Raw genomic sequence first — 15,232 nt, forward strand, 5'->3', positions numbered from 1 at the left:
TTAATTCGTTAAATTGATCAAAGATCTATGCAGGTTGGTATAAGGAATGAGGATGACTTTACAAGCAATATTATTTGATATGGATGGCACATTAGTTGATTCAGAAAGTATGCACTTTGTATGCTGGAGTAAACTACTTAAGCCTTACGGTGTTAGTTATTTAGAAAATGATTTTTGTCAGCGCTTTTCGGGACGGCCCACTTTAGAAGCCGCAATCGAAATTAAGCAAGAGCATAACTTATCGGTAAGTGCACAATTTTTAGCAGATGAAAAATACCGTTTATTTGGTGAATATGTAGTAACACATTTACCGCCACTGATGCCATTTACAGAGCAAACGTTGAAAGCTGTAAAAGAGAGTGGCTTAAAAATGGCGCTAGTAACAGGCAGTGCTAAAAGTGAAGCTATGCCAATACTTAAAGGTTTAGGGTTTTATGAGCTGTTTGATACGGTGGTTACAAAAGATGACGTAAGTAATCCTAAACCTGCTGGGGACCCATATTTACTGGCACTTGAGCAGATAAATATACAGGCAAGCAATGCAATTGCTGTTGAGGATACATTTACCGGCGTTACGGCGGCCAACAATGCTTTGTTACGTGTGGTAGCCATTGCCAATAGCCATACTAAAGATCACGATTTTAGCCAAGCTACCTATCAAATGAGCAACTTAGATGAGTTTTGGCAATGGGCGCAATCTCAACTATAGTTTAAGCCAACTTTTACATGCTTGGATGCGCCAATGTTTACTATTAAACACCTGCTTTTAATTGTTATTGTACTTTTTACGCAATGCATAAGTGCAGCACAGCCGTCTGTTTTACTGGCTAAAGTATATGACGAAACGAAGCATTATGATGTAAGTAAATATTTAGTCAGTGAAAAATATGATGGCGTAAGAGCTATCTGGACCGGCACGGAGTTTTTAACTCGTAAGGGTAATATTATCAATGCGCCAAGTTGGTTTACAGCGCCATTGCCAAATGTATGGCTTGATGGTGAGCTGTGGACTAAACGTGAGCACTTTTCTGCGCTGAGTGGCATAGTCAGAACTAAAAAACCTAATAATCATGATTGGCAAACTATTACCTATAAAGTATTTGATATGCCAGATAAAAATCTGCCTTTTAGCACTCGCTATAAAAACTATAATGAGCTTATTACTAGCCTAAACTCGCCGCACATTAGTGCTGTAGGTCAATATAGCTTTACAAATAATGAGCAGCTTACAGAGTATTTTGACAGCATAACTAAGCAGGGTGGCGAGGGCGTAATGCTTCATTTGGCCAGCGCGAAGCACAGCAATGGAAGAAGTAATGCATTACTAAAATTAAAACCTTATTTAGATGCAGAAGCGGTTGTAATTGCCCACTTACCAGGCAAAGGTAAATATCAAGGAATGTTAGGGGCATTAAGGGTAAAAACAGCGCAGGGGCAGGTATTTTCTATTGGTACTGGGTTTAATGATGCACAGCGCTCCATTCCACCGGAGATTGGTAGTACTGTAACGTACCGATTTCATGGCTTAACAAAAAATGGGTTACCGCGTTTTGCTAGTTTTTTACGGGTCAGAGATAGTTTATAACATTTATAAATTTTACAAAGTGTGCTAAATTGCGCGGCCTTTTTGGTAATGTGTGGTGAAGTATGTTTGTAGGTTTTGATTACGGTAGTTCTAATTGTGCTATGGGTGTAATGAGCGAGGGTAATGTTCAATTAGTACCGCTAGAGCAAGGAAAACATTACTTACCGTCTACACTTTACACTCATCACAGTGCGTTGGTTGTTGATTTTGTTGCTAAGCATTTACATGGCACAGCCCATGAGCATGACTTTTTAACGCAGCGCCAAGCATTATTAAATACCTTACCTCGTATTAAGTCAGACCTTGATTTACAACCTTCAGATGAAACCCTATTTATTGGTCGTGAAGCGATTAGCGAGTACGTGCAGTTTCCTGAAGAAGGCTATTTTGTTAAGTCCCCTAAATCATTTTTTGGTGCAACAGGTTTAAAGCAAGGTCAAATTAACTTTTTTGAAGATATCGCAACCGCGATGATCTTAAAAATTAAGCAACGCGCTGAGCGCTCTTTAGGTAAAACACTTACACAAACAGTGATTGGTCGCCCAGTAAACTTTCAAGCTGTGGGTGGCGATCAATCAAATCAACAAGCGGTCGGTATTTTAGAGCGTGCTGCTAAACGTGCTGGTTTTAAAGACGTAGAGTTTTTATATGAGCCACTTGCTGCGGGTATCGATTACGAGAGTGATTTAACTCAGGATCAAAAAGTACTCGTTATTGATATTGGTGGTGGTACAAGTGACTGCTCATTTGTACAAATGGGCCCAAGCTTTAGAGGAAATAGCCAGCGCGATAGCGATTTTTTATCTCACAGTGGTAAACGTGTTGGCGGAAATGATTTAGATATTGCTTTGAGCTTTCATGGTTTAATGCCGTTATTGGGTTTAGGCAGTACGTTTAAATCGGGTTTGCCTTTGCCTAATCAAGCGTTTTGGCAAGCGTGTAAAATTAACGATGTAAACTTACAAAGCCAATTTTATAGTGAAAGTCATACCCGAGAGCTAAATGCACAATTACGTGATGTAAGTGCACCTGAGCTTTATAAGCGTTTAATACATTTACAGCAAAACAAGCAAGGCCATCAATTAGTGCAACAAGGTGAAGCGGCTAAAATAGCACTTTCATCAGCTAGTGCGTTTGATTGTGATTTAAGCTTTTTAGATAGTGGACTGAATAAAAATGTATCTGTAAGCGATTTAGCTGTTGCCGTTGAGAGTAGTATTAGCCAAATAGTTACTTTAGCAAAACAAGCAATCAGCGACGCTGCGACCACGCCAGACATTATTTACTTAACAGGCGGTAGTGCACAATCACCATTGATTAAAGCGGCTTTAAGTGAGCACTTAGGCGATATAAAAATGGTTAACGGGGATCACTTTGGTAGTGTAACCGCTGGCCTGACTAAATGGGCCAGCATGCTTTATAAATAACCTAGATTACAATTGAGGTTTAAAGATCTATTTGTCGGGTTGCGAGGTATTTTTCGTAATCTGGCAATGTACGTTCAAGCTCTACGTCCATAAGCGGTGAGCTTAATAACATATCTGCACTCACTTCATTACACGCCACCGGAATATTCCAAACAGCTGCTAAACGCAGTAGTGCTTTAACATCAGGGTCATGAGGCTGTGATGCTAATGGGTCCCAAAAAAATATTAAAACATGTATCTCATGTTCTGCTATTTTAGCGCCAAGTTGTTGATCGCCGCCCATAGGACCACTTAAAAGCTGAACTACATCAAGCCCCGTCGTTTTTTGAATTAAATGCCCCGTAGTACCTGTGCCATATAAAGTGTGCTTACTTAGTATTTCTTTGTGTTTTTCACACCATAATTTTAATGCTGCTTTTTTACCATCGTGCGCAACTAAAGCAATATTTTTTTGTGCGGGAAGAGATTGTGTTTTTTGTTCCATGCTAATTCTTTTTATTGATGAACCTAAACTCGGAAGAATGAACCTCTTAACCAAAGTGCAGGTTAGTTAAAATAATAGATTGATAGCAAGGGCAATAAATACAATGCCAGTGATCCTATCAATCCAAAGTTGGCTATTTGGGTTACGTCTAAAAAACTGTGCAATTTTGTCGCCAAAATAAATATACGTGCAGTCAATTGGAAAAGCAAAAAGAGGGTAAAGTAAGCCAAAAAAAGCGAGCTGAAAAGTAGCCGATGAAAGCGTTGGATCTACAAATTGCGGAATAAATGCAATAAAGAATAATGCTACTTTAGGGTTTAGTACTTCAGTCATCATCGCCTGAAACATGACATTACTTTTTTTACTGGTACTTATATGCGGTTTATCGGTTTGCTTGCCCTCAGGTGTCTGCTCTGGCTGCTTTAGCGTGCCTTTAATCATCATAAACCCTAAATAGCATAAGTATGCTGCGCCTGCGTATTGCACTGCGGCATAAGCACTAGGAGAGGCTTTTAGTACTGCGCTTAGGCCTACAACAGCAAATAGCGTATGAATAACTCCACCTAATGCAAAACCAAATGCACTTTGCATACCAGCGCCTCGACCATTAGCAAATGTTTGCGCCATCAAAAATGCATTTGATGGCCCTGGCGCTACTGCCATTAAAAAGCTGGCTAATAAAAATGAGATTAGAAAGTCAGGATTGATCATTGAGTACTTTTAGCTGGGTGTAAAGTATGGGCTTTTTTGCTCATTAAAATAAACCAAAGCGGAGCTAGTAATAATAAGTGAAAAGCAATTAGCCATGGTGTGCTTAGCCCTAAATACTGGGTCAATACTACCAATATGCTAGCGCCACTCATTTGCATAGCACCGAGTAATGCAGAGGCTGTGCCTGCTTGTTTAGGAAAGCTAGACAGAGACATTCCTGCTGCAGAGCCTAAACTTAAAGCAAACCCTAATGCAGCAATTAAGATAGGTAACATAAGCGCAAATGCTGTTTCTATACCGCTAAGGGCTAACATTAAAATGCCTGAAAAAACCAGTACACTCACACCGACACGCAAAGCACGTTGGCTATTTCGTTTAATGTAGGTTGGTAAAATAAAACTTGCGACAATACTTATTACGGCATTTAACGTAAACCAAAAAGTAAAGTCGGCTACGGTGCCGCCTAAATGTGTAATAAGCCAGCCTGGAGCGAGCGTTACATACACTAATATGGCCGACATTGAGACCATACAAATTAGGCTATTAAACAAAAATACCGGTGTTTTAATAATCGGTGTAAAGCGACGTAAATCTAAAATATGCCCTTGATAATGACTATCAGCAGGGCGAGTTTCTCTAAAAAAGAATAGCGTAACAATAAGGCCCAAAATGGCAAACGCGGTTAAAAACATAAAGTTCATACGCCAGCCAAACTGTACGGTAAGCCAAGCCCCTAAAATAGGTGCCATTGCCGGAATGAAACACACAATCCCGTTAAGGTAGGTGATCATCTGACCGCTTCGTTCACTACCATATTTATCACGCACTATCGCAAATGCGACAACAAACGTGGCACAGGCTCCAATTCCCTGAAAAGCACGTGCTATCAGCAATATCTCAAAAGAAGGCGAGTAGTATGCGAGTAATGCAGAGCTTGCATACAAACTAATACCCACTACTGCCACTGGTTTTCGGCCAAATCTATCAGCCAAAGGGCCCGCAATTAATTGGCCTAGACCTACTGTTAGCATAAAAATAGCAACGGTTTGCTGTACTTGTTGTTCAGTAACTGCAAATTGTTCTGCAATAGTTGGAAAAGCAGGTAGGTAAATATCGATTGCCATAGGGCAAAATATAACGAGTAACGCTAAGATAAGTAACAAGGTCATATTAGGTTTAGCGGGCTGTGTTTGCATTGAGTCTCCTTTTGTCGAGTATTTTAGGTGGGCACTCATAAAAAAGAAAGGGCTTATGACCCCTGCATAGGCTGTCATTCTTACTTTTTGATTGGATTAAGCTAAAAAGCCAGCATAAATGCACTTTTTAAAACTGGTCTGATGTGTTAATTTTAAAAAAGTAACTGTTGATGGAAAATAATAATGAGTAATAAATCTGCACTTGTACAAATATGGCATAAATTTAAGCGCCTACCTTTTGGGAATTGGCTTTTTACTAAAGCTGTTTGCTTTAAAGCGCCATATTTTGGTTCGATGAAACCTTACGTACTCGATTTGAGAGAGGGCCATTGTAGTGCGGTGGTTAAAAATCGTCGCAGCGTTCATAATCATATTGGAACTATTCATGCTATTGCGCAGTGTAATTTAGCTGAACTGTGTGCAGGTGTAATGGTTGATGCAACAGTGCCAGTTAAAACGCATCGTTGGATCCCAAAAGGAATGACAGTGCAGTATTTAGCTAAAGTAGACACAGATGTACGAGCTGTCGCTGAAATTGATTTACCACATAAGTGGACTGATAAAGAGGACCTAGTAGTACCGGTTAAACTTTATAATACCCGCGATGAACTCGTATTCACCGCTGATATTACTATGTATATCACTGAAAAAAAATAATGGACAGTCAACTGAGTTGATTTAGTTTTTATCTGTGGCTTGTTTATTTACAAACGACAAGCCGCTGTCGTCTTCCTCTAACAACATTTTAACTTCACTGACTGGTTTTAATTCTTCACTAATAAGCTCAATTGCATCTTTTTCAAAACGTTGCTTTAAACTACCTTCAATAATCGCACCGGCATCTATGCTTAAGGTATCGTGGAATACATCGCCATGAACATGTGCGCCGCTTTTAACATTTACTTCACTGGCGTTTATTGAGCCAATAACTTTGCCTTTTACAATTACATTTTGTGCTTCAACCATGCCTTCAATAATACCTGTTGAGCCAATAACTAAATGTTTTACTTTAATATCACCATCAATACGACCATCTAATTGTACTTCACCTTGGCTAACTAAGGTGCCTGTGAGACGAACATCTTGTGAAATAATAGAGGGAGTGTTATTTACTCTTTTTAAACTAGAGCTTCCTGGTTTTTGTTTCTTTCTACCGAACATGAGAAAGCGCCTTTGTTATTTTTAGAGGATTAACATGTTTGCCATCAAGTAATACTTCATAATGCAAGTGAGTACTGGTACTTCTACCGGTGCTCCCCATTAAACCTATTACATCATTTTTAGTAATTAGTTGACCTTTCTTCACTTTAATCTTATTTAAGTGGCCAAAACGAGTCACAAGGCCATTTTTATGTTCAAGCTCAATAAAGTTACCGTAACCACCGTTGCGGCCGGCTCTGAGAACTATAGCGTCAGCAGGGGCAAAAATTTCGGTTTTATGCCAACCAGCTAAATCGACTCCTTTATGAAAGGCTCGACGATTATTCATCGGATCTTTACGAAGACCAAAACTACTTGAAATGTAATATTTTGCAGCAGGCAAAGGTAAAGAATTCGGAAGCTCTGTTAAAAAGCTTTCAAGGTTATTTAATAAGAGTAGTTTATCGGCAATAAGTAAAAATTGGGTCGGAATTTTTGTTTCATCAAAAACATCAAGTGGGCCACCTTGTGCTGTTTTTTGTTCGCTTAGTGCCAAATGTTGTTTAAGTGCCGATTCAAGCCCTGCGCCTTTAAGCATTGCTAAAATATCGTCGTGTCGTTTATTTATTTGGCTATCAAGTAATGCAAAGTTTTTTTGATAAGCTTGTGCTAAATGTTGGTATCTTGCTGAAAAAGTAAGCGGGGTAACTAAGTTCACTTGCTTATTGTTTGGCTCTTCATCAAGTAGTGGAGCATGAAATTCTTCTTTTCGTTCACTAATTGGTGACTCGAGATTACTATCAAGCTGTATTGAATCTTTGCTAATCGAGGCTGGTAATGACTCTATCATGCTTTGCAATAAAGCCTGTTTTTGTTCAAGAATAGCCAGCTGTTCTAACTGATTTGTATAAAGTGCATTTTGTTCGCTGACTTTTTTCTGCCAAAGTAGTTGTTTATTCAATTGGTTTTGCTGGATGTTGGAAATTTTGTTCGTTTGTGAATAAACACGTAATGTAGAAATACTGATCCAAGCTAAAGTAGCAAAAACAAGTACTGCAACAGTAAGCTGAACCCAAGACGCCAAAACAACATGCTTAACTTCACCATTTTGGCGAATAAGTAACTGACGGGCTGGAAATGTTTTTTGATAAAAAGACTTTATAAATACTGACATGGCATATAAACATTGGCTATTAACCGAATTAAGATAGCAATTTGAGTTAAAAAAGCCAGAGAAAAATTGTAACTGTTCAAAAATTAATAAAAAAGGGCTGCTTTTAGTAAGCAGCCCTTTTATTTAATACTCGTATTATTTTGTAGGCAGAACTGTACTCTCTACAGAGCCAAAACCTATACGTGCATAGCCTTCTTTTTCACACCAGCCACGCATAATAACGTTATCGCCATCTTCTAAAAAGCTGCGTTGTTCGCCATTACTTAGCGTAATTTTTTCTTTGCCACCACGAGAAAGCTCAAGTAATGAACCTGCTTCTTCGTGCGTTGGACCTGACTGAGTGCCCGAACCTAGCATGTCACCTGGCATAAAGTTACAGCCATTTACTGTGTGATGAGTAACCATTTGTGCCACAGTCCAGTAAGAGTGCTTAAAGCTAGATGTTGATACGCGCGTTGGGTTATGGCCTTCGCTACGCATTTTTTGCGTTTGAATTTTAACATCCATTTGAATATCAAAAGCACCTTGGTCGCGATTCGCTTTTGATTCTAAATAGTCCATAGGCTGTGGATCGTTTTCATCACGTGTCCAGCTTGTTCTATAAGGTGCTAATGCTTCGGTTGTTACAATCCAAGGCGATACCGTTGAGGCAAAGTTCTTAGCTAAAAATGGACCAAGCGGTTGGTATTCCCACGCTTGCAAGTCACGTGCTGACCAATCGTTAAATACACAAAAGCCAAATACATGGTTTTCAGCATTTTCGATAGCGATTGCATCGCCCAGTGCATTGCCTTTACCTAAGTAAATACCCAGCTCTAGTTCGTAATCAAGGCGTTTACAAGGACCGAATGATGGCACTTCTGCATCAGGAGCTTTAGTTTGGCCTTTAGGGCGATGAAATGTTTGACCCGATACGTCAATAGATGAAGAGCGACCATGATAACCAATAGGTACCCATTTATAGTTAGGTAGTAATGGGTTATCAGGGCGAAATAAACTACCCACAGCAGTAGCATGATAAATAGAAGTGTAAAAGTCGGTGTAATCACCGATACGACAAGGCAAAGAAAACTCTATATCAGACTGTGCAACCAATGTATCGCTAAGCGCTTGTTGGTGCTCAGAGCCTGCTCTTAGTGCTTTTGAAAGCGCTAAACGAAGAGCTGACCAATACTGCAACCCTAAACCCATAAATGTATTTAAGGTTGCTTCACTTGCTGCATCTGCGGCTGTTTTAGCGTCACCTGTTAAAACGTTTAATTTATTTAGTTTTGCTAAATCGATTACTTGGTCACCAATTGCAACACCACCACGAAAGGCCTCATCAGACCCTTTACGACGAAATTCTGCAAACGGTAAGTTTTGAATCGGGAAGTCGCAATTATCAACATTAGCTGATTCTACCCAGCTGGTTAAATTAATATCGTGGGTTTCGTTAATTAGGCTCATTACATTTCCTTTGGATTTTACTGTATGGCGACAAGGTATAGTTTATTTAATCATACTTGTACTTGGCGCCATACTTTTTAAATATTAAAACGACAAAAAGCAGCGAAGTTCGCTGCTTTTAATTTACTCAAATATTTTATAAAACGCCGCGACGCTCTTGGTCACGTTCGATTGATTCAAATAATGCTTGGAAGTTACCTTCACCAAAGCCACCATCATCAACGCGTTGGATCATTTCTATAAAGATTGGACCAAATAAGTTTTTAGAGAAAATTTGTAATAAATAACAATTTTCACTTTGGCTATCTACGAGTATCTGATGCTCACGAATTTTTTCTTTATCTTCAGCAACCCAAGGTACACGGTCAAAAATAGTATCGTAGTACTCTGGGATAATATCTAAAGTGGCAATTGTTGATTTATCAAGCTTATCAAGAGAGCTTACTAAGTCATCTGTTAAAAACGCTAAATGTTGAACGCCTGGGCCGTTGTACTCACCAAGGTATTCATCAATTTGGTTGTTATCGTTACCTTTACCTTCGTTTATTGGAATAGAGAAGGTGCCGCAAGGGGACTTAAGTGCATACGAAATAAGCGCTGTTTTTTGACCTTTAATGTCAAAGTAGCGTACTTCAGTAAAACCAAATACGTCTTTATAAAAGTTAGCCCATTTTTCCATGGTGCCTTTATAAACGTTATTGGTTAAATGATCGATTCGGATAAAGCCTTTATCTTCTACAACATTTTGCGTTTCTAAGTCTTCAAAATCACTTTCGTAAATAGTGCCTTTGTCGCCAAATTGTTCAATAAAGTAAATTAGGCTGTCGCCAATACCATAGATTGCAGGATAAGGCATATTTTTATGCGTTGAGTCGGTCGCTGGTTTTGCACCACGCTCTACTGCTGTTTCAAATGCTTTTTGCGCATTCTCAACACGCCAACCCATTGAACAAATAGCAGGACCATGGCTTTTAGCAAATTCTGCAGAAAAACCTTCACGCTCGTTATTCAGTAAAAAGTGAATATCGTTTTGGTTGTAATAAACAATGTCTTTACCTTTGAATTTTTTAAGCTTAGAGAAGCCAAAATCAGTAAATACTTTATCCATATAATCAGCATCAGGTGTTGCGTACTCGGTAAATTCAATACCGACTAAACCTAAATAGTTATTTACTTCACTCATTATTATTACTCCCGCAATTAAGCACTGCGATTATGTGTTGTTGTCATATTGCAGTAGATAATCAACCAGATTTTTAATTTGGGGAAGAGGAGGGCGCTATTTAGTGTCTAGTGCATGTGTAAATTTTATAGGACGGTTATTATAAAGTTACGTGTTTGTAATACAGTTAAGTAAAATGAAGTTATATGGTATAAATTCAAGTGGGAGTGCTTGTTTTTAAGTTATTGTATTTAAATACTAAAAAGGAGGTTTAACCTGCGTTAAACCCCCTTTTATAATTAATAAGTAAAAGCTTTTTCGTACTTAATTGTTTACACTTTGAGAGGCGTTGCCAAAAAACTTGTTTCGCTGCTCTAGCCATGGGTTAGTTTTTATTGCTGGAGCTGCTTTGTAGTGACGTTCAATTGTTTGGTTTAAAGTACGTGTAGATTGCTCAAATGTTAATTTTTGTTGTGCAGCGCCCATACGCTTAATTTCATCTTGGGTCATAGCACGGCCAGCATAAAGCAATGCATTCAAGTAACCCGCTACGGTTTCAAAATTATTATCGGTAAATAAAAGCACCGTTTTATTGAGTGCCCATTGGCGGTCAATTTCGCCGTCTTCTTTAACGCCAGCTAATTCACCATCAATGTATACTTCAAATACCCCATTTGTAGGTGCTGTGTAGAAAACAAATGCGACACGGTGCCATGCTTCTGCCTGAGTATTACCAAAGTAGCCACTGTCGCTTGTTGATTTACCATAACCACCACTTGGGTCTATAAATATGTCAGCATCGTCATCCAGATAACTGTTTGTTTCTGCTTGCATTATTGCACGATAAATATCTTTGCCTTCTGAAGGCCAATATAAATCCATAACAAGTGTGTAGTCAGATACCATTCCTTCGTTTGCAAAATCACCATTTGCAGGGGTGTTTAATTCAATTAATAAGCCTTCTGTCGGGGAGTGGCGCGAAAATGCCATTACACCCGAAGGGCCGTCAGTTAAATCATCAATATTTAACTGAGTGGTGGTGTTATATTGGGTTTCATCAGTGCCCCAATTGGTTTCATTTGGATCGAAATAGTTAAGTACTGAAGGCCCAAAATCAGCCGCTAACGGATTGTTAGCATCCTCAAAATTCCATATAGTTACATTTGCTACGTTACTGCACGAGTAAAGCTCAGTGTCGGTATCCAAATGTAGGCATTGGCTTGTTCTAAATCGAGCATATTTATCAAGTAGCCACCAAGCTTCGGCTATTGGCTCTATGTTTGAGAATGTCACACTATTAAAAAATAAATCAGGATTTAAAGCCGCGCCTTTAAATAGCGCAACTTCGTAATTATTTGTGGGTTGTATATCTTCAGGTTTAAGTAAAAACCAATCAGGTTGACTGGCAAACATCGCTGCTAAGTCTCTTCCCGATACTGTTACTTTATAGATAGAATTAAACCCAGGCGTATTTGATGGCTGCCTTTCTACATAAAAAGCTTTATGGAAGTCTTCTTGAGTCAGTGTGCCGGGTGTCCAGCGCTTTTGTACTAGTTCAGGGTTAAGTAATGCTGCGCTAATTGTGCTTGAATGTTTTGCGGCTAAGGCAGTTATTTCAGCTAATTGTAAAGTAGTTGGATAATTTTCTGAAATAGTTATTTCTGTTTCAGCGTCAGGAGCATAACGACCCATAATTTCATCAATAGCTTGTTTAGTCGTTTCATCTCGTTCATTAATAGAGTCGGTTTCAATTGTTTTGTAATCAACAACCGGAGATGATTTATCCGCTAAATCAAAATCAAGCGTTAAATCAGTAATCCCTTTAGCATAAAAATCTGGCTGAATAACAATCGCGCCGTTGTCTAGTGTCTCGAAACTTTCACCACCATGCGTGTGGCCGCCAAGCACTAAATCAATGCCTGCGACGTTAGTTGCCATATCAGTATCAAGACCGACACCTAAATGGCTCAGCATGATCATATAATCTACGTCGTCACGATATTGACTAACAATGCTTTGCGCCACTTGTTGCCATTGCCAGCTCATTTTAAATTGTTTTATGAAATCAGGGATTGGTTCATCTTCAATTGGTTCATCAAGTTCATTCCATGGCACAGAAGTCATACCAAACAAACCTAAAGTGACACACCCTACTTGTACTTTTGCAAATCCAACGCCTGCAAAATCTTGTAGTTGCTCACCTTCATACCGTGTATTACTCGCCAGTACGATGGCATTCTCGTCTTGTGAATAACTTAATAGTTTTTCTGGGCCCCATGCGTAATCATGGTTTCCAACAACACGAACATCAAATTGCATCGCTTTAATTGCTTCTTCTGTTGCAGTACCTTGTGATAGTTGCTCTGCGACGGTGCCTTTTTCATAGTCGTCACCACCATTTGTAAATAAGGTATGAGGAGTTTGGCTTGCTACTTGGTTGTAGTAGGCTTTAATACGGCTGAAATATTGCTCTTGGTAGCCAAAGCGAGCATGTAAATCGGCAACATGCACAAACCTCACTGATTGTTTAGTGGCATTCGCATCACAAGTTGGGCCTATATTGGCAAAAGTTTCATTACGCTGCATTTGTATTGCGTAGGTGCCTAATGTGTTCACTTGCGCGCTAACGAAGCCATCTAACACGGTTGAGTTTTCGATTATGTCCCATGTATTGGTTGATAGTTTTGCTATAAAGAGTTGCCCGCCTAATGCATAGTCCACAGGGATTTTTATTGTAATAGTGATGGGGGTAATTAAAGTCAGCGAGTTTGGTGTAAGACTATGTAAATCTGAAACTATATTTTGTTGCTCATTTGCTTCATCTAATAGTGTTTTCTCGTAAGTAAGCTCTGTATTACTAGAAGTCGCACCAGCAGGAGCGGTTAGTATAAAATTACCTTCATCTAATGTCGTGTCTAAACCAGTCGAGCTTGATAATGTGAGTGTACTTGGCTCTGGTTCAACTGGGTTGTTTGGATTGAGTGTAACCTCGTCACTGGAGCCGCCACAAGCTGATAAAAGCATAATTAAAAATGCTAAAATTGTGGCATGTAATATCGTTAACGATTGCATATACAGCTGTTCCCTGAGTCTATTCTCTAATCAATCAGGCTATAATATCAGTTAACAGTGGTGCGGCAAAGTTGAATAAAAAAATCCCTCATAGCGGTTATGAGGGATTGGTTTTTAGCTATATTATTTAAAAAACAATTAAGAAGCTTTTTCTTCTAACCCTTGTTTTTCCCATACTTTAGCTTTAAATGTCATGAGTACTAAAACAACACCAACACCAATGCTAAATAATGCAATTTGTAGGTATAGGTTAGGGATTTCTTGGACATTATTCGGATCGAAATTACCAGCAAGTAAACCTGCGATGATGTTACCGATTGAGTAAGTTAATACAAATACACCCATCATTTGACCAGTGTAACGTTTAGGCGATAGTTTACTTACCGCACTTAATGCTACAGGGCTTAAACAAAGCTCACCTACTGTATGTAAAAAATAGGTAGTAACAAGCCAGTAAGGCGCTACTTTTAAGCCTTCAGCAGCGTAATGAGCCGCCATAAACATAACTAAAAAGCCTGACGCCATGATAATTAAACCAAGCGCACACTTAACGCTGTAGCTAGGTGATACTAGACTTTTAGATAAATTAATCCAAAGCGCTGCAAAAAATGGTGATAGGGCAATAATAAACAGCGAGTTTAACGATTGAAACCACGTTGTAGGGATTTCAAAAGTACCAATAAGGCGGTCAGTATAATCGCGTGCAAATAAGTTTAATGATGAACCTGCTTGTTCAAAACCAGACCAAAAACATGCTGATGCAATACATACTAAAAATAGCGCCCACATTCTTTGTTTTTCAGCATCAGTTAATTTACCTGTAAAGTAAATAACACCAAAATAAACAAAAAAGATAATAGTGAATACAACAGCTACGTATCCTGCAACCACTGTTGGATTGATTACAATTGCGCCGGTCATTGCAGCTGTAGTCACTGCTGCAGCTATAATTACAAACGCAGCAATACCACCCCATGCGCGGGAAGTACCTTTAGGGCCTAATGGGTTGGCGGGTAAAACGCTATGCTCTGGCAAGTTATTAAGTGAGCGCTTATATTGCACTAAACCAATAGCCATACCAACAGCTGCTGCGCCAAACGCCCAGTGCCAGCCTACGTTTTCCATAAAGTAACCACAAACGTAGTAACCAATCAAAGAACCTAGGTTAATACCCATGTAGTAAATAGCGTAACCACCATCACGACGTTCGTCGGCATCACTGTATAACTGGCCAACCATTGCGCTGATATTTGGTTTTAATAAACCAGTACCCGTCGCTACAAATATTAAGCCAATAAAAAATGAATAATCATGTGGAACTGCCAAAATAATATGGCCACACATAATAATAATACCGCCATACCAAACCGCTTTTTGACCACCGAATAGTCTATCGGCTAGCCAACCGCCAGGTAAACCTAAAAAGTATACTGCGCCTGTGTATAAACCATATATTGCAGCAGCTGATGCAACGGTAAAGCCAAGGCCTTCTTGTTGTAAGCTTGCCGTCATAAACAATACGAGCATAGCTCGCATACCGTAATAACTCATTCGTTCCCACATTTCAGTGAAGAACAATGTCGAAAGTCCTTTAGGGTGGCCAAACCAGCCACTATCTGGAGCTGAACTCATATTTACTTCCTAACTTTAAGAATTGTTGTAATGGCCTTATAATTTTTTGCTTTAGCTATTTTAGTATTTGTATTTACTAGAATGCTCGACCATCAGTATAGTATTTGTAGCTAAGATAATGATTTGCTATAGGGTAATAACACCACAAGGTAAGAGGCACACCCTTATCCTAGTTACAATTGGGCACAAGTATACATATA

General features: G+C 39.1%; 13 protein-coding genes. 4 read left to right on the plus strand and 9 right to left on the minus strand.

What is annotated here, in order from left to right; all coding sequences use genetic code 11:
• Positions 1-52 precede the first annotated feature (52 nt).
• The 3 genes from DO88_RS01095 to yegD all read left to right on the plus strand — a co-directional run bounded on the left by DO88_RS01095 (position 53) and on the right by yegD (position 3,012).
• Positions 53-709 carry an HAD family hydrolase gene (locus DO88_RS01095; RefSeq protein ID WP_033040965.1) on the plus strand — a complete coding sequence of 219 codons (657 nt, stop codon included), beginning with the start codon at positions 53-55 and terminating at the stop codon, positions 707-709.
• A 33-nt stretch (positions 710-742) separates the two neighbouring features.
• Positions 743-1,585 carry a DNA ligase gene (locus tag DO88_RS01090; protein WP_033040967.1) on the plus strand — a complete coding sequence of 281 codons (843 nt, stop codon included), beginning with the start codon at positions 743-745 and terminating at the stop codon, positions 1,583-1,585.
• A 62-nt stretch (positions 1,586-1,647) separates the two neighbouring features.
• Complete coding sequence (gene yegD, locus DO88_RS01085) at positions 1,648-3,012, plus strand: molecular chaperone (RefSeq protein WP_007376888.1); 1,365 nt, start codon at positions 1,648-1,650, stop codon at positions 3,010-3,012.
• Positions 3,013-3,031: 19 nt separating this feature from the next.
• Here yegD and DO88_RS01080 read toward each other — a convergent pair whose 3' ends face one another.
• The 3 genes from DO88_RS01080 to DO88_RS01070 form a co-directional block, all read right to left on the minus strand.
• Positions 3,032-3,496 (minus strand): methylglyoxal synthase, encoded by a 465-nt coding sequence (locus DO88_RS01080; protein ID WP_002958191.1) that lies wholly within the window; start codon positions 3,494-3,496, stop codon positions 3,032-3,034.
• Between the two features lie 66 nt (positions 3,497-3,562).
• Positions 3,563-4,207, minus strand: coding sequence for a LysE family translocator (locus tag DO88_RS01075; RefSeq protein ID WP_007376889.1), 645 nt, complete (start codon positions 4,205-4,207; stop codon positions 3,563-3,565).
• Positions 4,204-5,403, minus strand: coding sequence for a multidrug effflux MFS transporter (locus tag DO88_RS01070; protein WP_007376890.1), 1,200 nt, complete (start codon positions 5,401-5,403; stop codon positions 4,204-4,206). Before DO88_RS01070 ends, DO88_RS01075 begins: the two co-directional genes overlap by 4 nt.
• 183 nt (positions 5,404-5,586) lie before the next feature.
• Here DO88_RS01070 and DO88_RS01065 point away from each other — a divergent pair, with 183 nt between their 5' ends.
• On the plus strand, positions 5,587-6,060 hold the full coding sequence (locus DO88_RS01065; RefSeq protein WP_007376891.1) for a hotdog fold domain-containing protein: 474 nt from the start codon (positions 5,587-5,589) through the stop codon (positions 6,058-6,060).
• A gap of 21 nt (positions 6,061-6,081) precedes the next feature.
• Here DO88_RS01065 and DO88_RS01060 read toward each other — a convergent pair whose 3' ends face one another.
• The 6 genes from DO88_RS01060 to DO88_RS01035 form a co-directional block, all read right to left on the minus strand.
• Positions 6,082-6,564, minus strand: coding sequence for a bactofilin family protein (locus DO88_RS01060; protein WP_033031527.1), 483 nt, complete (start codon positions 6,562-6,564; stop codon positions 6,082-6,084).
• On the minus strand, positions 6,554-7,717 hold the full coding sequence (locus tag DO88_RS01055; protein ID WP_007376893.1) for a M23 family metallopeptidase: 1,164 nt from the start codon (positions 7,715-7,717) through the stop codon (positions 6,554-6,556). Before DO88_RS01055 ends, DO88_RS01060 begins: the two co-directional genes overlap by 11 nt.
• A 135-nt stretch (positions 7,718-7,852) precedes the next feature.
• Positions 7,853-9,166: a fumarylacetoacetase gene (gene fahA, locus DO88_RS01050; protein ID WP_007376894.1), complete on the minus strand. Its 1,314-nt coding sequence runs from the start codon at positions 9,164-9,166 to the stop codon at positions 7,853-7,855.
• A 136-nt stretch (positions 9,167-9,302) separates the two neighbouring features.
• The gene (gene hppD, locus DO88_RS01045) at positions 9,303-10,349 is read right to left on the minus strand and encodes a 4-hydroxyphenylpyruvate dioxygenase (RefSeq protein ID WP_002958202.1); all 1,047 of its coding nucleotides are present in this window, start codon (positions 10,347-10,349) and stop codon (positions 9,303-9,305) included.
• Between the two features lie 303 nt (positions 10,350-10,652).
• Positions 10,653-13,400, minus strand: coding sequence for a metallophosphoesterase (locus DO88_RS01040; RefSeq protein WP_007376895.1), 2,748 nt, complete (start codon positions 13,398-13,400; stop codon positions 10,653-10,655).
• Between the two features lie 138 nt (positions 13,401-13,538).
• On the minus strand, positions 13,539-15,032 hold the full coding sequence (locus DO88_RS01035) for a peptide MFS transporter (protein ID WP_033031529.1): 1,494 nt from the start codon (positions 15,030-15,032) through the stop codon (positions 13,539-13,541).
• Positions 15,033-15,232 lie beyond the last annotated feature (200 nt).

The sequence above is a fragment of the Pseudoalteromonas sp. S3431 genome (assembly GCF_000690035.1).
GTDB classification, from domain to species: Bacteria; Pseudomonadota; Gammaproteobacteria; order Enterobacterales; family Alteromonadaceae; genus Pseudoalteromonas; species Pseudoalteromonas fuliginea.

Coding starts and splice junctions, on each gene's coding strand:
- DO88_RS01080 (WP_002958191.1), bottom strand. CDS start 3,496: ATGGAACAAAAAACACAATCTCTTCCCGCACAAAAAAATATTGCTTTA.
- DO88_RS01070 (WP_007376890.1), bottom strand. CDS start 5,403: ATGCAAACACAGCCCGCTAAACCTAATATGACCTTGTTACTTATCTTA.
- DO88_RS01090 (WP_033040967.1), top strand. CDS start 743: ATGTTTACTATTAAACACCTGCTTTTAATTGTTATTGTACTTTTTACG.
- DO88_RS01065 (WP_007376891.1), top strand. CDS start 5,587: ATGAGTAATAAATCTGCACTTGTACAAATATGGCATAAATTTAAGCGC.
- hppD (WP_002958202.1), bottom strand. CDS start 10,349: ATGAGTGAAGTAAATAACTATTTAGGTTTAGTCGGTATTGAATTTACC.
- DO88_RS01095 (WP_033040965.1), top strand. CDS start 53: ATGACTTTACAAGCAATATTATTTGATATGGATGGCACATTAGTTGAT.
- yegD (WP_007376888.1), top strand. CDS start 1,648: ATGTTTGTAGGTTTTGATTACGGTAGTTCTAATTGTGCTATGGGTGTA.
- DO88_RS01040 (WP_007376895.1), bottom strand. CDS start 13,400: ATGCAATCGTTAACGATATTACATGCCACAATTTTAGCATTTTTAATT.
- DO88_RS01035 (WP_033031529.1), bottom strand. CDS start 15,032: ATGAGTTCAGCTCCAGATAGTGGCTGGTTTGGCCACCCTAAAGGACTT.
- fahA (WP_007376894.1), bottom strand. CDS start 9,166: ATGAGCCTAATTAACGAAACCCACGATATTAATTTAACCAGCTGGGTA.
- DO88_RS01060 (WP_033031527.1), bottom strand. CDS start 6,564: ATGTTCGGTAGAAAGAAACAAAAACCAGGAAGCTCTAGTTTAAAAAGA.
- DO88_RS01055 (WP_007376893.1), bottom strand. CDS start 7,717: ATGTCAGTATTTATAAAGTCTTTTTATCAAAAAACATTTCCAGCCCGT.
- DO88_RS01075 (WP_007376889.1), bottom strand. CDS start 4,207: ATGATCAATCCTGACTTTCTAATCTCATTTTTATTAGCCAGCTTTTTA.